The sequence below is a fragment of the Aeromonas sp. 102P genome, assembly GCF_051920345.1.
Taxonomy (GTDB): Bacteria; Pseudomonadota; Gammaproteobacteria; order Enterobacterales; family Aeromonadaceae; genus Aeromonas; species Aeromonas veronii.
Genome location: NZ_JBQBCZ010000001.1, coordinates 4,132,590 through 4,153,757, shown reverse-complemented (window position 1 = coordinate 4,153,757; position 21,168 = coordinate 4,132,590). Strand labels below are relative to the sequence as shown.

The window sequence follows — 21,168 nt, the reverse complement described above, 5'->3', positions numbered from 1 at the left end:
TTGGCCCCGTTTTGCATCGTGTGGTGACTCGATCGTGCAGTCACACCAGCCGGTGCTGGCGGCGACCGGCGGCAAAGGCGTTGATGTTGTCGATCAGCTGATCGGCGAGACGCTGCATCGACTCTTCGCTGGCCCAGGCCACATGAGGGGTCAGAATGAAGTGAGGGTATTGCAGCGCTTTCATCAAGGGATGGTCGGGGGGCGGGGGTTCGACGCTCGCCACATCGAAACCGGCGCCACCGAGGCGGCCGTTGGCCAGCGCTTGCAGCAGCGCTTCCTCATCCACCAGCCCACCGCGGCCGACGTTGATCAGCAGGGCGCCCGGTTTCATCAGATCCAGCTCCCGCTCACCAATGAGGTTGCGGGTGTAGGGGGTGAGCGGGCAGTGCAGGCTGATCACATCCGAACTTTGCAGCAACTCGTCGAGGGGGAGGCGATCCTCGTCGTGACTGGTGCCGACCTGGCTCTGGGCGTAACGCACTGTCATCCCCATCCCTTTGGCCCGCTCGCCGAGCGCCTGACCGAGTGTCCCTTTGCCGATGATGCCAAGCTGCTTGCCGTGCAGATCCATGATGTTGTGGTCGAAAAAGCAGAACTGGCCGCTCTGTTGCCAGCGTCCCTCCAGCAGCGACTGGCGCCAGCAGAAGAGGTTGCGCGACAGGGCCAGCATCAGCGCCATGGCGTGCTCCGGCACCGAGGGGCCTGAGTAATTGCGGATATTGCACACCCCGACGTTGGCGGCGCGGCACGCTTCCAGATCCACGTTGTCGCTGCCGGTGGCGGCCAGGGCGATGAGTTTGAGCTCAGGCAGCTGGGCCAGTTCGGCGGCGCCGATCCGCACTTTGTTGATGATGGCGATGCTGGCATCTTTGAGCCGCACCACCACCTGTTCCGGGGCCGTGCTGGGATAACTCTGCCAGTGGTGGGGGAAGTCGGGGTGATGCAGGGTGATGCCCGCATCCAGGGTATCGCTGTCGAGAAACACAATCTGCTGCATGGGCCTTCCTGCCATTGTTCAGGTTCGAGAGGCCATGATGCCAAAGAGGATGCAGTCAGGGCCAGCCTGCCGCTGTGTCATAGCTGGGCTTTATCCGGCAGATGTGATGTTGCGCGCTTTATTGCGCCACGCTAGTGGCCGGTTTAGAGCCAGCCCAGATGGTTGAGCCAGCCCTGAATGCGGGTGGGGGTCTCCTCCAGTTCCATCAGAGCGTAGGGGCGATAGTTGAGCTTGTGGCTGCGGCGGCTCTCGCTTTTGCGGGCCTCGGCGGCCAGCAGGGGCCAGCGACCGCCATCCTCCTGATAGAGGTCCAGGGTGGGGATGGCCGCCTGAGCCACCTGTTTGGCCAGGGTCTGGTTGCTCTGCTGATTGGGGAAGAAGCCATCGAGCAGCACCAGCGCGTCGGGGGCGGGCAACTGTTCGCTGGCGATGAGGTTGGCAGTCCAGGCGGCGCCGGTACCTTGCGCCAGGATCAGCTTGAAGCCCCCCTCCTGCAGCTTGGCATCGGCCAGCTTGCTGATCCGCTCGGCAAACTGCTTGCGAAACTCATCGCTGTTTTTCGCTTTTTTCTCGGCGGCTGGGTCCAGTTCGGTCTGTTGGGGGGAGGGCAGCAGCAGCAGGGTATCAAAGCCCAGTCGGCCGAGAGCGCGCGTCAGTTGCCAGAGCTGGCCGCTGCGCTGCCAGTCGGGCAGTAAAATGGCGAGCCCCAGATAGTTTTCACTGTCGTGTTTGGCAAACAGCACCGTCTGCTTGTCGATCTGGGTGGCATCGGGTAGCCCTTTCCAGTCGCTGGCTTGCCAATGGTCGAGGGGCAGTGGCTCGGCAACGGGGGGCGCGACCTCGCTCGCCTCTGCCCCATAGCCAGCCAGCAAGGTCAATAACAGCAGTGATAAGGATAATCTGGCCATAGTGTGCTCCCCCGGTTATCTGGGTTAGCGGCGGCGGCGGGATTTTCTGAAGGCGGGCGGTGTGATGGCAACTCGGAGGCAATAAAAAAGCGAGCCGTTGGCTCGCTTTTTTGTAATCAATTCAAAGCGGTCAATTAGTTGACGCGACGCTTGAATTCACCGGTGCGGGTATCGATTTCGATCTTGTCACCGATCTCTACGAAAGCGGCAACAGCCAGCTCGTAGGTAGTGCCTTTCAGACGGGCAGGCTTGGTCACTTTACCGGAGGTGTCGCCACGGGCTGCCGGTTCGGTGTACTCAACTTCGCGCACGATGGTGGTCGGCAGTTCTACGGAGATGGCTTTCTCGTTGTAGAAAGTCACTTCACACAGATCTTCCATGCCGTCTACCAGGTAGTTCAGCACGTCACCCAGGTTGTCTTTCTCTACGTCGTACTGGTTGTACTCGGTGTCCATAAAGACATACAGGGGATCGGAGAAGTAGGAGTAGGTGCACTCTTTACGTTCCAGCTGAACAACGTCCAGCTTGTCGTCGGCCTTGAAGACGGTCTCGGTAGCGCTGCCGTTCAGCAGGCCCTTCAGCTTCATTTTGACCACGGCGGAGTTACGGCCGGATTTGTTGAATTCAGCCTTCTGAACCACCATCGGCTCGGTGCCGATCATGACTACGTTACCAGCGCGGATTTCCTGTGCGGTTTTCATGTAAAAAATTCCTGTTCGTGAAACGGACGGATAAAAACTGCCAGATTATATACGGCTTTCTAAAAATTTCACCAACCTCGTGACGAGATCCCCATCCCGGAGCAACTTCTGTGACCAGCTTCGCCCATGTTGCTGCCAAATGGCGCTATATCGGGGCCATTGGGCCCAAAGTTCGCCGCAATCTTCGCCACGGTTGAGAGCCAGATTGAACCGGCGCAGCCATTGGCCGCACTCGGCGGGTAGATCTGATAAGTAGTGGTCAAGGAACTGCTCCAGCTTGACCAGATGGGCTTCCTCCTCCTGTTGGTAGATGTGCCAGAGGAAAGGACGAGCCGCCCACTGGGCCCGTACGAAGGAGTCCTCCCCACGCACCAGATTGAGATCGCAGCTCCACAGCAGCCGATCGTAACCGGCCTGATCGGTCATCGGTAGCAGCTTGATGGTGAGGTTGCCCGCGTGGAGCAGATCCCCCGCTTGTGCGGTGGTGATGGCATCTGCCAGACCGGCACCGGTGAGCACATCGTTGAGAGAGCGCCCCAGCGGCAGCAGCAGGGTGACGGGCGTGGCGCTCTGGCACCAGCTCTCGACTAGGCTTTGCAGTGCATCACTCTCGTAGGTAAAGAGGCTGACCCGCAGCTCGTTCTCTTGTTTTGGCGGCAAACCGAGGCTGGCCCAGTAGGCGGTAAGTCCCGCATCATCTTGCTGCCACTGCTCCCGTTCGGTGATGAGGTCGTGCTCGCACAAAAGGCCGCCGGTTTTAGCGGTAAAGCCCGGGAAGAAGAAGTATTTGTTGAGGCTCTGGTTGCCAACTCGCTGTGGCGAGGCGAGGCCGTGACAATCCTCGACCCAGCTCTCCGCCGAGAGGTACTCCAGATTGATCCAGCAGGGGGGCTTGGGTTGGCTCGCCATCAGTTCTATGAAGGGGGTGGGCAGTTCGCAGGCAAAGGCTTCGATCACCACCCTGGCCGGTGTCATGTCGCTCGGCAGGGACTCATGCCAGTGCTGGATATAGATGCCATCGACCCACTGGCCATCCTGCGCCGGGTCGAGCCCCGGACAGATGCGGGCGAAACTTGCCAGATCGTCCACCCAGAGCCGCACCTGAACCTCATTGCCATGTGCCGCAATATTCCCCTCCCGTTTTAGCTGGCGGGCAAGTCGCCAGGTGACGCCGATGTCACCGAAGTTGTCGACGACGCAACAGAAGATGTCCCAGTCAAACGGGGGCAGGGGAGTTGTCATGGCTCAGGATCCCGGATGCAAAAAAACCGGTGCGCAGGGTAGCACACCGGTTGACTGGCTTCTAACCGTCAGCGTGTGACGGCGGTCTGTGGCAGGTTACTCCTTGCCGTAGACGTTGTTCTCTTGCTCGCGTACCCGGATAAAGGTGGTGCGCTTGGTGAGCTCTTTCAGCTGGCTGGCACCCACGTAGGTACAGGTGGAGCGCACGCCGCCCAGAATGTCGCGCACGGCGTTCTCGACCGGGCCGCGGTAGGGCAGCAGTACGGTTTTACCCTCGGAGGCACGGTACTCGGCGACGCCGCCGGCGTGCTTGTCCATGGCGCTGGAGGAGCTCATGCCGTAGAACTTCATGAAGGGCTCACCGTCTACATCGACGATCTCGCCACCGCACTCCTCATGAGCTGCCAGCATGCCACCCAGCATCACGAAGTCGGCGCCGCCGCCGAAGGCTTTGGCGACGTCGCCCGGGCAGGTACAGCCGCCGTCACCGACGATCTGGCCGCCGAGGCCGTGGGCCGCATCGGCACACTCGATGATGGCGGAGAGTTGCGGATAACCGACACCGGTCTTGACGCGAGTGGTGCAGACCGAGCCCGGGCCGATGCCGACTTTGACGATGTCGGCGCCGGAGAGGATCAGCTCTTCGACCATCTCGCCGGTCACCACGTTACCTGCCAGAATGACGTGGTTGGGGCAGGCTTCACGAATTTTGCGCACGAACTCGACGAAGTGTTCGGAGTAGCCGTTGGCCACGTCGACACAGATGAAGCGCAGCGCTTCGGACATGGCGAGGATTTGGCGGGTCTTGGCGAAATCTTCAGCCGAGGTGCCGGTGGAGACCATCACATGGCCCAGCAGCGCCGGGTCGGTCTCGTTGACGAAAGCTTGCCACTGCTCAAGGCTGTAGTGCTTGTGTACCGCGGTCATCATCTCGAAACCGGCCAGCGTGCGCGCCATGGCGAAGCTGCCGACGGTATCCATGTTGGCGGCGATAACGGGTACGCCTTGCCATTGGGTCTGAGTGTGTTTGAAGGTGAACTGACGGGTCAGGCTTACTTGGGAACGGCTCTTGAGAGTAGAGCGCTTGGGGCGGAACAGGACATCCTTGAAACCGAGCTTCAAGTCTTCTTCGATACGCATTACAAATTCCTTATTGAGCCTTGTTGAAAGTCACTTTTGCAGTGGCAAATTTTCGGCAGGCGCAAAAAAACCGGTGGTTTTCAGGCCCTCCGGTTTACAACAGTGTAGGCAAAAATCCCTTCAGAACAAGACTGATAATTTGTAAATCCTTGTGGTAGCCTTTGGCGTCACAACCTGAGGTTAACCACCAGTTTCATCCAGCACCGTTCGGTGCCTTGCTTTCCTTCGATATTCCCGCCCGCTTGGGCCGCCGTTCGGCCACTCTTTGTCGTCTATCTCCTGACCCGCCAGATATTATCCAAGTAGCTGAAATAAATCGGATTGACCCACAATGGGACTGTGGTAGATCTGGGCGCAGGATTGACAAGGCAGGGCCGTAAAATGGGCAAGATGATGGTGGGGATCACCCTGATGCTGGCACTGTGTGGCAGTGCGCTGGCAGAGACCCCGACCAGCTATGGCTGGATCGAGAAGGGACTTATTTTGCCCACCGGCGTGGCGGTGAAGATGAAGCTCGACACCGGGGCGCTCACCTCTTCCCTCGATGCACGCGCCATCACCAGATTCAAACGGGATGGCAAGCCCTGGGTGCGCTTCATGCTGGTGGTGACCGATGCCGACAGCGGCAAACTGGTCAAGCAGCAGTTCGAACGGCGGGTCGAGCGCAGCGTGACGGTGCGTGGGGCGGGCGGCATGGAGCAGCGGCCAACGGTGACCATGTCCATCTGTCTGGGGGACAAGGTGTATGAGGAGTGGTTCACCCTGCGGGATCGCAGCAAGATGATCTATCCGGTGCTGCTGGGCCGACGTCTGCTGGCGGAGCTGGGCCCAGTGGATTCCAGTCGAACCTTTACCGTTCAGCCAGATTGTCATTGAAAGTAAAGAGCCCGCATCGCGGGCTCTTTACTTATCGCTTATCTTGCCGGCGGGAGCGGGAGTAACACGCTCACCTCCAGCCCCCCTTCCGGCCGGTTGTGGACATCGAGATCGGCGCCGTGCAACTGGGCGATGCGAGAAACAATGGCCATGCCGAGACCCACGCCATCCCCTTGCTGGGGATTGACCCGAAAGAAGCGTTCATACAGCCGGGGCAAGGCGCTGGCGGGAATGCCGGGGCCGTTGTCACTTACATCCACCCTCACCCGGTTGCCCTCTCGCTGAATCCGCACCCTGATCTCGCCCTCCGGCTGGGTGTAGCGCAGCGCATTGTCGATGAGATTACTGAACAGCAGGTCGAGCAGGGTGGCCTGCCCCATCACCAGCAGTGGCAATTCACACTCCAGCGACAGCTGCTGCTCCTTCTTGAGGGCAATGGGAGCAAGCGTTGCCAGGGTGCCTTGCAGCAGGTGGCCCACCTCCAGCTCGGTCAATACCAGCCCCTGTTGGTTGTCGATACGGGCCTGGGTCAGCAGTTGGCGGATCAGCCGATCGCTGCGGTCTAGGGCTTGCAGCATCTTGTGTAGGGATTGCTGGCGGCTCACTTCATCTTCGGCAGCCAGGGCATTTTCACTGTGGATCCGCAGCACCGCCAGCGGGGTGCGCAGCTCGTGGGCCGCCTCGTTGGTGAACTGCTTCTCCCGCTCTATGGTCTCCGCCAGCGCCTGCATCAGCCGGTTGATCTCGTTGGTGAGGGGGGTCAGCTCCTGAGCGCTTATCTTGAGGCTGAGCGGGCTCAGGTTGGCGGGGTGACGTTCACTGATGGCCTGGGCCAGCTGACGCAGGGGGGCTAGCCCGCGGGTGATGAGCCACCAGAGCAGGGCCAGCAGGAGGGGCAGGGTGATCAGCAGCGGCAGCATGGTGAGGGTGGCCATCTTGCTGGCCAGTTCGCTGCGCTCGTCGTCCCGCTCGGCCACCACCAGCCAGGTCTGCTCCTGCTGGTTGTAGAGAGTGAAGGTGCGCCACTGGTGATTATCTTTTTCGACCGTGTCAAAGCCGATGGCCAGGGTGACCAGCGGCTGATCCGGGGCGCTGGGGGCACGCAGCAGCAGGTGGCCATTTTCATCGAGCAGCTGGAAGTAGAGATTGCGTTCGAACTCGTGTCCGTAGGGGGTGATCTCCCGATCCTCGCCGGTCAGGTTGAGGCTGGGGTCTTTTTGCCACTCATCGGGATTTTGCGCTTCCCACTCCTGATAGACGGTGCCGTTGGCGGGCAGTTGCCCCTGCTGGGCCATATAGCGAGCCAGCAGCTGGTTGGTGATGCGGGCCGACTGGGCGAGGCGGGCATCAAACAGCTCCTCCATTTCGTGGCTCGCCTCCATGTAGCCGATAAAGGCGCTGATGGTAAGGCTCAGGCTCACCAGCGTCAGGATACCGGTGAGCAGAAAGCGGCGAATGGAGCGGGGACGTTTCATCGTGCGGGTGTCCGGCTTGGCTGTTCGAGCTGGGGAATGATGTAGCCGACCCCGCGAATATTGCGGATGAGGTCGCTGTAGAACTTCTTGCGCAGATGGTGGATATGCACCTCTACCGCGTTGCTCTCGGCCCCTTCATCCCAGCCGTAGAGGCTCTGTTGCAGCTGATCCTTGCTCAGCACCCGGCCGCTCTGGCTGATCAGCTCCTGCAGCAACTTGTATTCGTGGGGGGTGAGTTTGACCGCCTCCCCCTGATAGGTGACCTGCTGGGATTCGGGATAGATAAGGATATCGCCATACTCCAGCACCGCCTGAGCCTGCCCCTTGCTGCGGCGAACGAGGGCGCGCAGGCGGGCGTTGAGCTCCTGCAGGGCGAAGGGCTTGACCATGTAGTCGTCGGAGCCGGCATCGAGGCCGACCACCCGATCGTCCAGCGCATCGCGGGCGGTGAGGATCAGCACCGGCAGTTGGTGTCCTTCACGCCGCAACTTGCGCAGCAGGCTGAGGCCATCGATGTCGGGCAGATTGAGATCGAGGATCAGGGCGGCGAACTCGTTGCTCTTGAGGGCTGCCAGAGCGGGCAACCCCTGTTGCAGCCAGTCCACCGTGTAGCCGCTATGGCGCAGTGCATCCTGCATACCATCCCCCAGCATCACATCATCTTCCACCAGCAGGATCCGCATTCTTTTCTCCCTGTTTGTTGGGTGTGGCGATCTGGCTCAGCGCCAGGGTGTGCCGTGGCATAAACAACCCTGCCCACCAGTATGCAAGCTGGTGGGCAGAGTTTAAATAGTTCTTTGATCCATCAGGGTTTTATAGCTTGGCCAGCCGATCGCGGATCTCCATTCTGCGCCCTTCGTCGGCCACTTCGCGACCCGGGCGGGCCGGGGCGGCCAGCGCCTTGTCGAGGTAGGTTTTGGCCTCGGCCTTGCGACCCTGATCCAGCAGGAAGTCGCCATAGAAGAAGTTGGGGTCGATGCCATCCGGATTGATGGCCAGCGCCTGCTTGAGCAGCTGCTCTGCCTTTTCGTCATCGCCAAAGCCGACCGGCCACCCGGGCACCTGATAGTAGAGGGAGCCCAGACTGGTGTAGGCAGAGCCGTCCAGCGCTTTGGGATCCTGCTTGAGCGCCAGCTCCAGCTTGGCCTTGGCCTCTTTCACCAGACCCAGTGCCCCCAGCCCCCCTTTGGCCCCCGCCCAGGTGCTCTTGACGATGGCAGACCAGATCAGCAGATCGGCGCGAAAGGGCTCCTTGGCGCTGGCCGCTTCGGCCCGGGTGCTCAGGGTTTCGAGGCAGCTCTCTTTCGCCTTGCCGCTCTGTTGATACTGGCAGACGGCCCACTGTTGCTGGATGGGGACGAGGGCATCATCCGCGGCCATGACTGAGGTGGATCCCAGCAGGATGGCGATGGCACAAGAGGTCACTGATTGACGGAAAAAGTTCATATTAATGCTCCTTCTTGGTCGGGATCGGGCGGGACAAGTCTGGTTGTGGCGCGCTGTTGGCGCCAGCATCAGCCGTCCCTGGCTGAAGATGACGGGCATAACGTTTGATGATCGGCAGCTGTCTGGCCAGCGCCTTGTCGACGATGCCGGGCAGCAGGGCATTGAGCCGCACGAACAGTTTTTCCGGCCAGCCGAGCCAGCTGCGGCGGGTTTCGTTGCACAGGGCGATGACCGCCTCTTCGGCCACCTCCTGCGGGCTGTCGGTCTGGGTGCCGAGCGCCGCATTCATCTCGTAAGCGGCCTCGGAGTTGAGCTTGGTGCGGGTGGCGCGGGGGGCAAAGTGCAGCACCTTGATACCACTCCCCTCCAGCTCCCGTCCCAGCGCTTCGCTAAAGCCGCGCAGGGCAAATTTGCTGGCGCAGTAGACGCTGTAACCGGGGTAGCCGATGCTGCCCAGGCTCGAACCCATGTTCATGATGATCCCCGGCTTGCGCATGGTTGGCAGCAGGGCACGGGTGAGCTGGATGGGCGCCTCGATATTGAGCAGCAGCTGGCGCTCCACCTGCTCGAAGCTCTGATCTTCCAGCCAGGCAAACTGGTTGCAGCCAGCGTTGTTGATCAGGATGTCGATCCCATGCTCCAGCGCAGGGTGTTGCAACAGCTTGGCCCGCTCTTGCGCAGAGCCGAGGTCGGCGAGCACCACCTGATGGCGCTCGGGATGAGGCAGTGACTTGCACAGCCGCTCCAGTGCAGGGCCGCGACGACCGTGCAGCAGCAGGAGTGCCCCCTGGGCCGCCAGCTCCTGCGCCAGCTCTTCACCTATGCCACCGCTGGCGCCGGTGAGCAGCACGAGTTTCCCTTCAAGGTTCATGGTATGGATTCCCTTTTTGCTGTCTGCTGCCGACTTACGGTGTGGCGGTGAGGTTGTAGAGCATCTCGCCATAGAGGCGATAAACCACCTTGGCCCCGTGGATGATGGCGGCCTGATCCGCCGGGCTCTCGACCTTATCCATCAAGGATTCAAAGAACTTGAGGTGCTCCTGATCCAGGGCGCCGTGGGAACTCAGGTAGCTCATCGCCTGCGGGGGCAGGCCGAGACCCTTTTTCAGCTGGTCGGCGACGGTGAGGGCGATGGCCACGCTGGTGCCTTCCAGCACCTGTACCATGCCGAAGAAGCCCATGGGGTTGCCGCGCTGGATCTGGTCGTAGAGGAAGGCGACCATCAGCTCGATGGGCAGCCCGGGCTGGCCGTGGCGCACCGCTTCGGCATCACCGCCACAGGCGCGGATATCGTTGAGGATCCACTCCTGATGGCCATACTCCTCGTCGATGTACTCGGCAATGGCGCCACGCACCCACTCGTACTCCTGACCCAGCTTGCCGCCGGTTGCCATCAGCAGCGGAACTGTGTGGCGCACGTGGTAGTAGGCCTGCGCCAGAAAGGCGAGATAGGTGTCACGGCTGATATCGCCACGGCGACAGGCTTCGATAATGGGGGCGTTGAACAGATGCTCACGCTCCTGAGCAGTGGCTTGTTGCAGAGTCTGATAGAAGCTCATGACGATTCTCCTGTAAGGCATTGGCTGATTTGCCGGGAAAAGTGTTGGTAAATCTCGCTGCGACGGGGGCGCCCGTTGGCGGTCAGCAGCCCGGGATGCTGGTCGAGTACCACCGGCAACCAGTGGTGCAGGCGGGCATAATCGGGCAGCCGCTGGTTCAGACCTGCGATCTGGCGGGGCAGATCCGCCTCTTTCCCCGGAAGGGGCTGGATCAGCGCCACGTTGGCAGGCTGACCATCGCCAAACACCACGATGCGGGCGATGGCGGGGCAGAGCTGGGCCTCGGCCTCCACCCACTCTGGCGAGAAGTTGCGGCCAAAGGCGGTGATCTGGACATTCTTCTTGCGCCCGGTGATATGGAGGTAGCCTTCTTCATCGAGGTGGCCCTGATCGCCTGTGGCGATCTGCATGGCAGAAGGTTCGCCTGTGGCGATCTGTTCGGGAGTTGGTTCGTTGCTGCCGAGATAGCCCAGCATGGCACTGCCGCTCACCATAATTTCGCCGTCGCTGGCGATGGTGACCTGACAGTGGGGCAGGGGGCGGCCGACGCTGCCGAGCTTGTCAGCATCCGGGCTGTTGAGCGCCACAACGGAGCCACACTCCGAGAGGCCATATCCCTCATACACCGGCAGGCCGAGCTGGCGGGCGTGTTTGATCAGGTCGGGTGCTACCTTGCCGCCACCGACGGCAATAAAGCGCAGGCTCTTGAGCTGCTGGGCCAGCGTCGGTGTGCTGGTGCAGAGCGCCAGCAGCAGGCGCAGCAGTTCGGGCACCAGCACCAGACTGTGGGTCGGCCAGCGCAGCATGGCTTCCCCCAGCATGGCTGGATTGAGCGAACTGGATCCGGTGAAACCGAGCTCCCCGAGGGACGGAATGCGGCTGCAGGCGCCGGTCAGCAGCGGCACGTAGAGGCCGGCGATGTTCTCAAGCAGGGTCGCCAGCGGCAGCAGGGTCAGGTGTTTTTCCACCTTGGCTGGCGCGACCCGCTCGGCCAGCGCATGGCTCACCGCCATCATCTGGGTCAGTGACAGGCAGACGCCCTTGGGCTGGCCCGTGGTACCGGAGGTGTAGGTGATCTTGGCAGTGCCCTTGGGCAGCGCTGGTCGATTGGCTGGTGTGTGGCGCCAGAGCGGCAGCTCTCCGGTGATCAGCGAGAGCTGCTCGGCGGCATGCCACCCCTGATGATGTGGGCCCACCAGCGCATCGGCGCCGCTGCTCTCCAGCAACCAGGCCTGCTGGGCCTGACTGAAGAAGTGGGGCACCGGAATGACCACGATACCGGCGCGGGTGCAGGCGAGATCCAGCAGCGCCCAGGGCAGGCCGTTGTCCAGTTGCAGCGCCAGACGGCTGACGTCGAGCTGTTGCAGCTGGCTGGCCAGACGCTGGATCTGTTGCCACAGGGTCTGGTAATCGAGACGCTGCTGGCTGCTCAGCAGCGCAGGGGATTGCGGATGCTCGTGGGCATGTTTGGCGATGGCGTCGAACAGGCTCATTGGGCGCACCTTTTTTGATGGGGCTGGTTATCACTGCTCTTGCCGGCATCGTCAAACAGGGTAGGCATGGGGGCCAGCAGATTGAGCAGCAGGCTGCTCTGGGCCAGCACCTCGCGCCCCTGATTGATGTCGCCCACCATCACCTTGGGTTGGCAACGGTAGTACTCACCCCAGGCATCGGCGTCGGCTCCCACCTGATAGGCCTGTGCGGGGGCCAGCTCCACCGGATTGAGTTGCAGGCGGGCAAAGCTGTTGCGCAGCTTGGCAGTGCCGGTAAAGACCACGTAGTCGAGGGCGTTCTCACACAGCAGACGACACAGGGCCGCGAACATCAGGCGGGCATTGCCCGGTTCGCTGCAGGCCAGATTGCCCACTTCGATAATGCGATTGCGTGCCGGATAGACCCCGAGGCGGGTATTGATGGCGGCCTCGATGGGTTGCTCCAGATACTGTTCCAGATAGAGAGGCCCCTCACTGGCATGATTGAGACCACAGGCACCGACCAGCGTCCCGTCCGCCCGATAGAGCCCCAGCAGGCAGGGGAGGAAATGGGGGATGCGGGCGTTGAACTCGAGGGTATAGGCGGCCTGGATATAGGTTTGCAGCGCCATGACCTGCTGCGGGGACTTGGCTAGCAGCAATCGGTAGGGGGCCTGGATCTCGGTGGTCATGGGTGACTCCTTCTCTTGCGATGGTTTGAGAGTAAAAGGGCAAACTTAAGAAACCCTTAAGGAGCAAAAAAAGTTGTCAGCGAGGCAGCGGGCAGGCAATCTGCGCCGCTGTTATCCAACAGGAAGCCCCCAAGAGGAACCGCCATGTCATCCACCGTCAGCTGCCCCCTGTGTGCCAGCCATCGCAGTTATCCCCTGCCGGTGGCGGGCAAACGCTATCATCGCTGCCTCGCGTGCGAGCTGGTCTGGCTGGATGAGGCGGATCATCTGGATGAGGCGGCGGAGAAGGCGGTCTATGACGGTCACGACAATCGGGTGGATGATCCCCGTTATCGCACTTTTTTGATGCGGGCTTTTGGCGAAGTGCTGGCGCGGGTGCCGCTACCTGCCAGTGGTCTCGATTTTGGCTGCGGTCCCGGCCCTGCGCTGGTGGCGATGGGACGCGAGGCGGGTTACCAGATGGTGGGGTATGACAAGTTCTACGCCGATTTTCCCGAGTTGCTGACGCGTCAGTATGACTTCATCACCAGTACCGAGGTGATCGAGCATATCGCCGAGCCGCGCACGGTGCTGGCGCAGTTGTGGGATTGCCTCAAGCCCGGCGGCCTGCTGGTGCTGCAGACCCAGCGGGTGCTCAGTGACGAGCGGTTCAAGAACTGGCGTTATCGCCACGACCCGACCCACATCGTCTTCTTTGCCGAGGCATCGTTTCAGATGCTGGCTGCCAGCTGGCAGGCCGAGCTCAGCTTCCCCCACGCCGATGTGGCGGTATTGCAAAAAGGCACGCCCTGAGGCGTGCCTTCGTCTGTTACTCGTCGGATTCTTGCCCGGCGCTACTCCTTGTAGCCCTTGTCCTGCCACTGGTAGTACATCAGGGCAGATTTGACGCCAATTGACTTGAACGGCTCTGGCGGCAGCCACATCGGCAGACTCTGCTCCGCGTGGTTGAACCAGGGGTGCTCCTTGCCTTGATAGAGGCTGGCCACGATGTCGCCAAACAGGAAGGAGAGGTTGATGCCGTGGCCGTTGTAGCCGAGGGCGTAGTAGATGTTCTTGTGATCCCCCATCACCCCTACCGCTTCGGTGCTGTCGCCGGTCATGCCGAGCACCCCGTCCCACACCTGCTCAAATTTGATCCCCTTGAGGGCCGGATAGAGGGTCACCAGCTCGCTCATCATCATCTCGCTGACCCGGTTGAGATCGCCCTTGTAGTTGAGGCCATCGTTGAAGACGTACTCGGCATTGCCACCACCGATGACGATGCGGTTATCCGGGGTCAATACCAGATGGAACAGGATGTTGCGGGTGTCGTAGTAGGGCACCCGGCTCTGCCACTGGATGGCGGCCAGCTGCTTTTTGGTGAGCGGCTCGGTGACGGCGCTCTGGGCGTGTACCGGAAAGACCCGCCCGCTGAAGTAGCCAAGTTTTGAGGTATAGCCGTTGGTCGCCAGCACTATGCTGTCGGCGGTCACCTTGTACTTGTCGGCCACATTGAGCTCGATCTGCTTGCCCTCCTTGATCCCCAACACCGGGCTCTGCTCGTAGATGGTGACGCCCGCCTGCTCCACCGCCTTGCGCAGGGCATTGACCAGCTTCATGGCGTGTACCTGACCGCCATTGGGGTCGTAGACCGCCCCCACGTAGCGGTCGGTGCCCAGTTTTTCCTCTGTGGTATCGGCGTTCCAGTACTGGAGCGGGATGCCGAGGCGATTGGCGGTTTTCACATAGTCGCGGTACTCGGGGATATCCTCCTCATCGAGGATTGCCTCCACATAGCCATCGAGCTTGAGGTCGGCCTCGACGCCGGTTGAGGCGACCAGCGCCTGCAGCTTGCGCATGCTGGCGACGGTGAGATCGTAGTGGCGCTTGCTCGCTTCCCCCTCTTCGTAGAGGTCCATCACCTCGGAGCCCGGCAACACCATGCCGCCGTTGCGGCCCGAGGCACCACTGCCCACCTGCCTGGCCTCGAAGATGGCGATCTTGAGTGACGGATTGGCCTTGGCCAGATGCCAGGCGCTGGAAAGGCCGCTGTAGCCGCCACCTATGATGGCGATATCCACCTTCATGTCTTGCGCCAGCGGGACACTCTCCTCTGCCGGTTTCTCCTTGAACCAGTAGCTGGTGTTGGGCTCAAAGTCGCTCATCTTGGGGCCGCAGGCGGCGAGGAAAAAACAGCTGATGCACATGGTCAACGCTCGTTGGCAAAGGGTGGTCGGATTCATCTTCTACTCCGGTTACAGATAAAAAATATCAAATCATTTCATCGGGTTGGGCGGTGTTGACCCTGCGACCTATATCTCGCAGCCGGGCCAGCTGATCGGCAAGACCGGGCCCCTCATCCAGGCTGGTGACAAAGTTCCAGAGGTAGGTCATCACAGCATAGACATGGCCTGCCGAGACCTGGGGCTGGGCCATCAGCATGGTGATGGCCAGCAGGAACAGCAGGGAGGCGCTGATGCCGACCGCCAGAAAAGCGAGCGCCTCCCGATCCGAAATCCTGATGCGCAGCCAGGCCAGCGCGCGGTAGTGGCGGGAGAGGCTGGCTGATTGGGCATGAGTGACCAGTTTGACTTCGTGTTCCAGCCGATCGTTGAGCCGCTCGTGCAGCAGCTGGTTTTTGCGTGAAAAGCCGGGCAGCAGCAGGCCGAACAGCAGCAATACCCCCATACAGGCGATGCCGACCCAGAACTCGATCACCATCAGCATCACGGCCGCCCCGACGATGGAGATCAGGCTGGTAGCCAGGATCGGGATATGTTTCTCGAAGAAGTCGACAAATTCCCGCGCCAGGGTAACCCGCGCCACTATGGTGGATTGCCCCTCCTGCTGCTGGCGCTGGGTCAGGATCACCGGCACCGCCAGTGCCGCATAGATATGGGTAAAGGTGCGGGTATCGACCGCCCGGCGCAGGGCGCCGATCAGCCAGAACAGCAGCACGATCAGGGCGTAGCTCGAGGCCTGTAGCCACTGACCCTTGACGATGGCGTCGATGGCAAAGCCGGCGAACAGGGGATAGACCACCAGCAGGATGTTTTCGAGGGCCACCAGCGAGAAGGTGCCTGCCAGCTTGAGGGGATTGGCCCGCGCAATCGCCCCCAGCGAACGACCGGCCGAGTGTGGCAACGGCGTGGCCTGCTCGTCGCAACTGGCTGCCGAAGTGGTTGGTGTTGTCATGGGTTATCTCCTAAGATGTCGGAAACGCTAAGTTTGAGCGAGTGCTCAAAGTTTGTTTGAGCGACTGCTCAAAGTCAAGCAGATCGATTGATATCGCAGGAGGTCAGATGGCACGCCCATCAGCAGAACAGCGCAAAGAGATGATCATCGAGGCCGTATTGGCCTTGTTTCGAGAGAAGGGGATGGCGGCATCGTCAACCCGTGATATTGCCGAGCGCACCGGTCTGGCGCGCAGTCACGTCTACCACTACTTCAAGGATTGGAAGGAGCTCTGCCTCTGCGCCGTGGAGCGTTTCACCTATCAGGAGATTGCCGAGCAGCGGGAGTGGCTATTGCCGCTGCCAGCCCGCGAAGCGTTGCCGCTCTTTGTGCGGGACAACCTGCCGACCAGTCAGGATGCCTCCTGGGCCATCTATCTGGATGCCTGGAACGAGTCACTGCGCGACCCGGTATTTGCCGAAAGCTACCGCAAAATCATTCTGGCGTGGCGCGAGGTGCTGGAGCAGATCCTGCAAAAGGGGATCGACAGTGACGAGTTTGTGGCGGGCGATGCCCGGCGACTGGCGCGCCAGATCACCTCCCTCATCAACGGCTATGCCGATGACCTGATTCTGGAGCCGACCCCCGAGACGGTAGAGTCCACTTATCAAGAGATCATGCTGGTGGTCAATCAGCTGGTCTTGCCCCCGGCCCATTCATAGCGGCGCTGGCACACAGGGAGGGGAGGCATACCAGCGTGGTGCCTCCCACGGTTTTGTTGGCTATCCGCCGGGCGTGCGATGGCCAGATACCAGGGAGCGGTTGTTGATGTCGATTACCCATTTGTCACTGCAAGATGCCCGTCATCTGCAACTGGCGGCGCAAGGGCTGCTCGCCCCCCGTCGCAGCAAGGCGACTCCGGCCGATCTGTTGGCCACCATTCGCCGCATGGCGCTGCTGCAGATCGATACCATCTCGGTGGTGGCACGCAGCCCCTATCTGGTGCTCTTTAGCCGCCTTGGCCAGTACGAACCGCGCTGGCTGGAGCAGTTGCTGGCCGACGGCGAGATCTTCGAATATTGGGCCCACGAGGCCTGCTTTGTGCCCCGCGAAGATTACCGGCTGCTGCGCCATCGGATGCTCGACCCCGCCGCCATGGGCTGGAAGTTTTCGGCCAACTGGCTCGCTACCCATCAGCAGGAGATTGGCCAGCTGATCGAGCGTATTCGCCAGCATGGTCCGGTGCGGGCGGCCGACTTTGAACGCACAACCGGCAAGGGGAACGGCTGGTGGGACTGGAAACCGGAGAAACGTCATCTCGAGGTATTGTTTACCAGCGGTCAGCTGATGGTGCGGGAGCGACGCAACTTTCAACGGGTCTATGACTTGGCCGAGCGGGTCATCCCCGAGTGGAGCGACCAGCGGGATCTGCCAAGCGTCGAGCAGGCGCAGCGGGATATGGTGCGCGCCAGTTGCCGGGCGCTGGGGCTGGTCAAAACTGGCTGGGTCGCTGACTACTACCGTCTGCGGCGCGGCAAATACGACGCCTTGCTCCATCAACTGGCGGACGAGGGGGAGCTGTTGCCGGTACGAGTGGAGGGGTGGCAGCACGGCGCTTTTGTGCACGCCTCGCTGGCCGATGAGCTGGCACAGGCCGAGGAGGACACTCTCAAGGCAACTCATACCACCGTCTTGTCGCCGTTCGACCCGCTGGTGTGGGATCGCAAACGGGCCAGTGAACTGTTCAACTTCGACTATCGCATCGAGTGCTATACCCCGGCCCCCAAGCGCCAATACGGCTACTTCGTGTTGCCCTTGCTCCATCGCGGCAAGCTGGTGGGCAGAATGGATGCCAAGGCCCATCGCCAGCAGGGGATCTTCGAGATCAAGAGCCTCTATCTGGAAGCCGGTGTGAGAGTGACCCGTACGCTTGCACAGGATCTGGCGAAAGCCCTGCAAAAGCTGGCTGACTGGCACCAGACGCCGCAGCTCCGTTATGGTGCCATTCCGGCCAATTTGCTGGCGTTGTGGCATGAAAGCGCCCCTGCAAAGTGAGATCTATCCCTTCTGGGCTAAGCTGCAAGAGTGATAAACAGTCCGGGAGCGGGAGATGACACGAGCGGGAACATGGTGGGCGGGATTGGCGATGGCTATCTTGTCCCCCGCGCTATGGGGGCAAGAGCCGCCAGTGAAGATCTGTCTGGGGGAGGGCAACGAGTGGGCCCCCTTTACCTACTGGGAGCGCAAGGACGGTGTGCCCGATACCAGCCGCCTGACCGGTTCGGCGACGACGCTGGTGCTCGATGCATTGCAACAGAGCGGGCTCTCGCACCAGATCCGCTATCTGCCCTGGGCGCGGGTGCAGCAGGAGCTGGCGGATTATCGCCAGAATGGTCTGTGCGAGCTGACCTGGGATGCCAGCTACAAGCCGGAGCGGGCCGAGTTTGCCTTCTACAGCGTTACCCTCTACTACACCCACCTCGGTTTCTTCTATCTCAAGCGCCGCTACCCCGAACCGCCGGATCTGCAGACGGTCAATCGTTCCCGGGTGTGCGGGGTGATTGGCTACAACTACACACCCTACGGGCTTGCGCAGGAGCCACGCCGGGTCAAACAGTTGCAGCAGGCGCTCGACATGCTGGAGCGGGATCGCTGCGACTTTCTGCCAAGCGAAATCGAACCTCTGGTGGCAGGCATCAGCCTTGGCATCTACCGCAGCGAGAGCGGGTTGCTCAATCTCGCCCTGCCCAGCCGCAAGGGCTTCTATCTGCTGGTGAGCAAGGGCTCCCCCCGCGGTCACCAGCTGGTGAACATCCTCAATCAGTCGCTGGTGGCATTTCAGGAAGGGGGGCATACGGATGAGGTGATGCGCCGCTTCTTGCCACCGATGGAGTAATAGCGAAGGGGGGCTGTCATTCAGGAGGAGCAGATGGACAGAGGGCCAGCCGGTGCAAACCGGCTGGCCCTTTTTTACGTGAGAGCTTGTCAGGCTGCCAGACGGGTCAGTACCTTCACCAGCAGCTCGATGCGCGGGGCAATGCTGGCCAGATCCAGATACTCCTCGTCACTGTGGAAACCGGCACCGATAGGGCCCAGACCATCCAGAGTGGGGATGCCGAGGGCGGCGGTCAGGTTGGCATCGGAGCCGCCCCCCACCTCCTGCCAGCTGATCGGCAGCCCCAGTTCGGCGCCACACTCCTCCACCAGCTGCATCAGTGCCTGGGTGCCCTCGGACGGCACCATGGCCGGTTTGTGGGCCTCGCGGGTCAGCTGGATGGTGACGCCGTCCAGATGCGGCCGCTCGGCCAGGGTCAGCAGATGATCGTTGATCTGGTGGTACTCCTGATTGTCCCAGAAGCGGACGTCTACCACGGCGCTGGCATGTGCCGGCACTATGTTGGCGCCATTGCCCCCCTCGACAATGCCGATGTTGAGGGTGGTGCCGCTATCGAAGTTGGTCAGGGCGTTGATGGCCAGGATCCAGTGGCCCAGCTCGGTGATGGCGCTGCGCCCCTTCTGCGGTTCGTTGCCCGCGTGGGCTGCCTTGCCGGTGAAGTCGATGCGATAACGGGCCATCCCCTTGCGCGCCTTGACCAGCGAGCCATCGGCGCGGGCCGCTTCGGCCACCAGCACTTGTTTTGCCTGTTTGGCCACCGCTGCCAGCCAGTCGCTGGAGTGCAGGGAACCAATCTCCTCGTCCGGGTTCATGCAGACGCAGATGCTCAGGCGATCGCGCACCTCGCGGGGCAGTTCACGCAGGGCATAGACGATGTTGAGCAGGCCGGATTTCATGTCGGAGACACCGGGGCCGTAAGCGCGCTCACCATCTACGCTCATCGGGCGGGCGGCGGCGGTGCCGAGGGGAAAGACGGTATCCATATGGCCGATCAGCATTACATCGATCTGCGTCGCATAAGGCTGGTTGCGGATCTCCAGTCCCACCCCGGCTGCGCCGCAGTCGACCCGCTTGATCTGCCAGCCGCCCATCGCCTCATATTTGGCAGCCATCAGGTCGGCCACTGCCGCAATGCCCGGCTGGTGCAGGGATCCGCAATCCAGATTGATCAGCGGGGCCAGTTCGGTCAGGTATTGATCCAGAGAAAAAGTCATTGTTTGTTCCACTATCAGGTTCGGGTCAGAGAAGGATGTTCATCACCAGCATGGCGCCGAAGGCGTTGAGTACCGAGATGGCGACCATGATGGGGATGTAACGCCCTTCGGTGCCGATGCAGCCGAGGATGCGACCCATGTACTGCACCTGAGAGCCCATCAGGTAGATGGCTGGCGCCAGAATGGCGATGTGGGTGCCGTTGAGGATCCCCTGATCGAACAGGGTGATGACCACACCGACTGCACCCCCCATCGACATCCAGGCGCCGATCAGCACGGCTGCCGCCTCACCGGGCAACCCGAAGATGGCCATGACAGGGGAGAAAATGGCGCCCATGGCATCCAGCGCGCCGGTGATCTGCAGCGCCTTGATGATGACGAAGGCCATCAGTACGTTGGGTACGGTGGAGGTGGTGGCGATGACCCAGCCCTTCTTGGCCCCTTCGACGAAGATATCGGTGACGATGGGTTTCTTGATGTTGGCCTGGCTCATTTGGCTTGCTCCTGAGTGTTGAGGGTCTGCTGGGTGTTGTTATCGGTCTGCTTGCCTTCGCTCATATTGAGGTAGACCCGGAACAGGTTGGCTCCGACAAATTTGAAGGCGAACATCACGATGACTGCCAGACCGATGGAGGCGCTGACCGCCGGGCTGCCATCTGCCAGCGTCAGGGTGAACAGCACGGCGCCGGAGGAGAAGAAGTTGACGATGGTGGCACCAGCGGAGAACTGGAACATGGTGAACACGTCGGTTTCACGCTTGGTGATGAGCCCTTCATCCTTGAGCTGGCGGGTCATGGCGGCACCGGCATCGGTACTCTGCAGGGAGGCGATAAGGGCGAGGCCGGTATTGCCCGGGATCCCCATCAGCGGACGCAGCAGCGGGGTCAGCAACTTGCGGGCCGCTTCCAGCGCGCCGTAGTGTTCCAGCACATTGATCATACCGAGGGCAAACATCACGGTGGGGATCAGGGTCAGGGCAAACAAAAAGCCATCGCGAGCGCCGTTGCCCCCCTTGCCGCGCATGTCGGTCATGGCGGTTTTGATGCCGTCACCATTCTCGCTGACGCTCTGGACCATGGTGCCGAACGAGCCGTTCAGCGTGGTGAAATCGAATACCCCGTACCACTCGCCGGATTGCAACAGTCCGGAGAAGAAGACCACGGCGAAGGCCAGTGCCAGGTAACTGCCTATGCTCACCGAGCGTGTTTTGTCTGTCATTAGCTAGCTCCATATGAATAATTATTTAATCTGAGTAATTATAATTGATATGGATGTCACTAAATTGATGGTGGTCAAAATGGTTTGCTGCAAATGACGAATGTATTGGGGTTATGTGACTGTGATCGCCATATGTTTGGACGATAATCTGGTTTTTATCGAATTGTTTGAGTGAACAA

The 21,168-nt window shown here is 61.1% G+C and carries 22 protein-coding genes; 5 read left to right on the top strand and 17 right to left on the bottom strand.

What is annotated here, in order from left to right:
- Positions 1-40 precede the first annotated feature (40 nt).
- The 5 genes from ACTG1K_RS19490 to ACTG1K_RS19470 all read right to left on the bottom strand — a co-directional run bounded on the left by ACTG1K_RS19490 (position 41) and on the right by ACTG1K_RS19470 (position 4,988).
- Positions 41-997, bottom strand: a complete 957-nt coding sequence (locus ACTG1K_RS19490) for a D-2-hydroxyacid dehydrogenase (protein WP_236293663.1) — start codon at positions 995-997, stop codon at positions 41-43.
- 143 nt (positions 998-1,140) lie between these two features.
- Positions 1,141-1,905 carry a DUF3530 family protein gene (locus ACTG1K_RS19485; protein ID WP_425854879.1) on the bottom strand — a complete coding sequence of 255 codons (765 nt, stop codon included), beginning with the start codon at positions 1,903-1,905 and terminating at the stop codon, positions 1,141-1,143.
- A gap of 134 nt (positions 1,906-2,039) precedes the next feature.
- The gene (gene efp / locus ACTG1K_RS19480; RefSeq protein ID WP_005335100.1) at positions 2,040-2,606 is read right to left on the bottom strand and encodes an elongation factor P; all 567 of its coding nucleotides are present in this window, start codon (positions 2,604-2,606) and stop codon (positions 2,040-2,042) included.
- A gap of 45 nt (positions 2,607-2,651) precedes the next feature.
- The gene (gene earP / locus ACTG1K_RS19475; protein WP_425854881.1) at positions 2,652-3,848 is read right to left on the bottom strand and encodes an elongation factor P maturation arginine rhamnosyltransferase EarP; all 1,197 of its coding nucleotides are present in this window, start codon (positions 3,846-3,848) and stop codon (positions 2,652-2,654) included.
- 96 nt (positions 3,849-3,944) lie between these two features.
- The gene (locus ACTG1K_RS19470; protein WP_005348017.1) at positions 3,945-4,988 is read right to left on the bottom strand and encodes a GMP reductase; all 1,044 of its coding nucleotides are present in this window, start codon (positions 4,986-4,988) and stop codon (positions 3,945-3,947) included.
- Between the two features lie 381 nt (positions 4,989-5,369).
- Here ACTG1K_RS19470 and rloA3 point away from each other — a divergent pair, with 381 nt between their 5' ends.
- On the top strand, positions 5,370-5,864 hold the full coding sequence (rloA3, locus tag ACTG1K_RS19465) for a retropepsin-like aspartic peptidase RloA3 (protein WP_181223898.1): 495 nt from the start codon (positions 5,370-5,372) through the stop codon (positions 5,862-5,864).
- Between the two features lie 38 nt (positions 5,865-5,902).
- Here the strand turns inward: rloA3 and ACTG1K_RS19460 are convergent, their stop codons facing one another.
- The 7 genes from ACTG1K_RS19460 to ACTG1K_RS19430 form a co-directional block, all read right to left on the bottom strand.
- Positions 5,903-7,339: an ATP-binding protein gene (locus ACTG1K_RS19460; RefSeq protein WP_440006437.1), complete on the bottom strand. Its 1,437-nt coding sequence runs from the start codon at positions 7,337-7,339 to the stop codon at positions 5,903-5,905.
- Positions 7,336-8,022, bottom strand: coding sequence for a response regulator (locus tag ACTG1K_RS19455; protein WP_139429381.1), 687 nt, complete (start codon positions 8,020-8,022; stop codon positions 7,336-7,338). Before ACTG1K_RS19455 ends, ACTG1K_RS19460 begins: the two co-directional genes overlap by 4 nt.
- A gap of 130 nt (positions 8,023-8,152) precedes the next feature.
- A complete protein-coding gene (locus tag ACTG1K_RS19450) occupies positions 8,153-8,785 on the bottom strand; it encodes a tetratricopeptide repeat protein (protein ID WP_416004383.1) in 633 nt (210 codons plus the stop codon).
- Between the two features lies 1 nt (position 8,786).
- Entirely contained in the window at positions 8,787-9,656 is an 870-nt protein-coding gene (locus tag ACTG1K_RS19445) for an SDR family oxidoreductase (protein ID WP_440006435.1), read from the bottom strand.
- 34 nt (positions 9,657-9,690) lie between these two features.
- Entirely contained in the window at positions 9,691-10,344 is a 654-nt protein-coding gene (locus tag ACTG1K_RS19440) for a TenA family transcriptional regulator (protein ID WP_005354042.1), read from the bottom strand.
- Positions 10,341-11,837, bottom strand: a complete 1,497-nt coding sequence (locus tag ACTG1K_RS19435) for an AMP-dependent synthetase/ligase (protein ID WP_440006433.1) — start codon at positions 11,835-11,837, stop codon at positions 10,341-10,343. The genes ACTG1K_RS19440 and ACTG1K_RS19435 overlap by 4 nt, the downstream gene beginning before the upstream one ends.
- Positions 11,834-12,508, bottom strand: a complete 675-nt coding sequence (locus ACTG1K_RS19430; protein WP_440006431.1) for a thermostable hemolysin — start codon at positions 12,506-12,508, stop codon at positions 11,834-11,836. Before ACTG1K_RS19430 ends, ACTG1K_RS19435 begins: the two co-directional genes overlap by 4 nt.
- A 144-nt stretch (positions 12,509-12,652) precedes the next feature.
- Between ACTG1K_RS19430 and ACTG1K_RS19425 the strand changes: the two genes are divergently transcribed.
- Entirely contained in the window at positions 12,653-13,300 is a 648-nt protein-coding gene (locus tag ACTG1K_RS19425; RefSeq protein ID WP_440006429.1) for a class I SAM-dependent methyltransferase, read from the top strand.
- A 41-nt stretch (positions 13,301-13,341) separates the two neighbouring features.
- Here ACTG1K_RS19425 and ACTG1K_RS19420 read toward each other — a convergent pair whose 3' ends face one another.
- Complete coding sequence (locus ACTG1K_RS19420) at positions 13,342-14,730, bottom strand: NAD(P)/FAD-dependent oxidoreductase (protein ID WP_440006427.1); 1,389 nt, start codon at positions 14,728-14,730, stop codon at positions 13,342-13,344.
- 28 nt (positions 14,731-14,758) lie between these two features.
- Positions 14,759-15,682, bottom strand: a complete 924-nt coding sequence (locus ACTG1K_RS19415) for an ABC transporter six-transmembrane domain-containing protein (protein WP_440006425.1) — start codon at positions 15,680-15,682, stop codon at positions 14,759-14,761.
- A 107-nt stretch (positions 15,683-15,789) separates the two neighbouring features.
- Between ACTG1K_RS19415 and ACTG1K_RS19410 the strand changes: the two genes are divergently transcribed.
- From ACTG1K_RS19410 to ACTG1K_RS19400, 3 genes are all read left to right on the top strand, one after another.
- Positions 15,790-16,383 (top strand): TetR/AcrR family transcriptional regulator, encoded by a 594-nt coding sequence (locus tag ACTG1K_RS19410; protein ID WP_440006424.1) that lies wholly within the window; start codon positions 15,790-15,792, stop codon positions 16,381-16,383.
- 106 nt (positions 16,384-16,489) lie between these two features.
- Positions 16,490-17,716, top strand: a complete 1,227-nt coding sequence (locus ACTG1K_RS19405) for a winged helix-turn-helix domain-containing protein (RefSeq protein WP_440006422.1) — start codon at positions 16,490-16,492, stop codon at positions 17,714-17,716.
- Positions 17,717-17,771: 55 nt separating this feature from the next.
- A complete protein-coding gene (locus ACTG1K_RS19400; RefSeq protein ID WP_440006420.1) occupies positions 17,772-18,557 on the top strand; it encodes a substrate-binding periplasmic protein in 786 nt (261 codons plus the stop codon).
- 89 nt (positions 18,558-18,646) lie between these two features.
- Here the strand turns inward: ACTG1K_RS19400 and ACTG1K_RS19395 are convergent, their stop codons facing one another.
- Genes ACTG1K_RS19395 through ACTG1K_RS19385 form a run of 3 tightly spaced genes read right to left on the bottom strand, consistent with a single transcriptional unit; the run spans position 18,647 to position 20,989 of the window.
- Positions 18,647-19,771: a M20 family metallopeptidase gene (locus ACTG1K_RS19395; RefSeq protein WP_440006418.1), complete on the bottom strand. Its 1,125-nt coding sequence runs from the start codon at positions 19,769-19,771 to the stop codon at positions 18,647-18,649.
- A gap of 25 nt (positions 19,772-19,796) precedes the next feature.
- Positions 19,797-20,264 carry a YjiG family protein gene (locus ACTG1K_RS19390; protein ID WP_005335063.1) on the bottom strand — a complete coding sequence of 156 codons (468 nt, stop codon included), beginning with the start codon at positions 20,262-20,264 and terminating at the stop codon, positions 19,797-19,799.
- The gene (locus ACTG1K_RS19385; protein ID WP_206874449.1) at positions 20,261-20,989 is read right to left on the bottom strand and encodes a nucleoside recognition domain-containing protein; all 729 of its coding nucleotides are present in this window, start codon (positions 20,987-20,989) and stop codon (positions 20,261-20,263) included. The genes ACTG1K_RS19390 and ACTG1K_RS19385 overlap by 4 nt, the downstream gene beginning before the upstream one ends.
- Between the last annotated feature and the right edge of the window lie 179 nt (positions 20,990-21,168).

Excerpts from the sequence above, each read along its gene's own strand:
- ACTG1K_RS19400 (WP_440006420.1), top strand. The coding sequence starts at position 17,772 with ATGACACGAGCGGGAACATGGTGGGCGGGATTGGCGATGGCTATCTTG.
- ACTG1K_RS19485 (WP_425854879.1), bottom strand. The coding sequence starts at position 1,905 with ATGGCCAGATTATCCTTATCACTGCTGTTATTGACCTTGCTGGCTGGC.
- ACTG1K_RS19410 (WP_440006424.1), top strand. The coding sequence starts at position 15,790 with ATGGCACGCCCATCAGCAGAACAGCGCAAAGAGATGATCATCGAGGCC.
- rloA3 (WP_181223898.1), top strand. The coding sequence starts at position 5,370 with ATGGGCAAGATGATGGTGGGGATCACCCTGATGCTGGCACTGTGTGGC.
- ACTG1K_RS19490 (WP_236293663.1), bottom strand. The coding sequence starts at position 997 with ATGCAGCAGATTGTGTTTCTCGACAGCGATACCCTGGATGCGGGCATC.
- ACTG1K_RS19455 (WP_139429381.1), bottom strand. The coding sequence starts at position 8,022 with ATGCGGATCCTGCTGGTGGAAGATGATGTGATGCTGGGGGATGGTATG.
- ACTG1K_RS19385 (WP_206874449.1), bottom strand. The coding sequence starts at position 20,989 with ATGACAGACAAAACACGCTCGGTGAGCATAGGCAGTTACCTGGCACTG.
- ACTG1K_RS19395 (WP_440006418.1), bottom strand. The coding sequence starts at position 19,771 with ATGACTTTTTCTCTGGATCAATACCTGACCGAACTGGCCCCGCTGATC.
- ACTG1K_RS19430 (WP_440006431.1), bottom strand. The coding sequence starts at position 12,508 with ATGACCACCGAGATCCAGGCCCCCTACCGATTGCTGCTAGCCAAGTCC.
- ACTG1K_RS19405 (WP_440006422.1), top strand. The coding sequence starts at position 16,490 with ATGTCGATTACCCATTTGTCACTGCAAGATGCCCGTCATCTGCAACTG.
- ACTG1K_RS19435 (WP_440006433.1), bottom strand. The coding sequence starts at position 11,837 with ATGAGCCTGTTCGACGCCATCGCCAAACATGCCCACGAGCATCCGCAA.
- ACTG1K_RS19450 (WP_416004383.1), bottom strand. The coding sequence starts at position 8,785 with ATGAACTTTTTCCGTCAATCAGTGACCTCTTGTGCCATCGCCATCCTG.
- earP (WP_425854881.1), bottom strand. The coding sequence starts at position 3,848 with ATGACAACTCCCCTGCCCCCGTTTGACTGGGACATCTTCTGTTGCGTC.
- ACTG1K_RS19420 (WP_440006427.1), bottom strand. The coding sequence starts at position 14,730 with ATGAATCCGACCACCCTTTGCCAACGAGCGTTGACCATGTGCATCAGC.
- efp (WP_005335100.1), bottom strand. The coding sequence starts at position 2,606 with ATGAAAACCGCACAGGAAATCCGCGCTGGTAACGTAGTCATGATCGGC.
- ACTG1K_RS19460 (WP_440006437.1), bottom strand. The coding sequence starts at position 7,339 with ATGAAACGTCCCCGCTCCATTCGCCGCTTTCTGCTCACCGGTATCCTG.
- ACTG1K_RS19445 (WP_440006435.1), bottom strand. The coding sequence starts at position 9,656 with ATGAACCTTGAAGGGAAACTCGTGCTGCTCACCGGCGCCAGCGGTGGC.
- ACTG1K_RS19470 (WP_005348017.1), bottom strand. The coding sequence starts at position 4,988 with ATGCGTATCGAAGAAGACTTGAAGCTCGGTTTCAAGGATGTCCTGTTC.
- ACTG1K_RS19390 (WP_005335063.1), bottom strand. The coding sequence starts at position 20,264 with ATGAGCCAGGCCAACATCAAGAAACCCATCGTCACCGATATCTTCGTC.
- ACTG1K_RS19415 (WP_440006425.1), bottom strand. The coding sequence starts at position 15,682 with ATGACAACACCAACCACTTCGGCAGCCAGTTGCGACGAGCAGGCCACG.
- ACTG1K_RS19440 (WP_005354042.1), bottom strand. The coding sequence starts at position 10,344 with ATGAGCTTCTATCAGACTCTGCAACAAGCCACTGCTCAGGAGCGTGAG.
- ACTG1K_RS19425 (WP_440006429.1), top strand. The coding sequence starts at position 12,653 with ATGTCATCCACCGTCAGCTGCCCCCTGTGTGCCAGCCATCGCAGTTAT.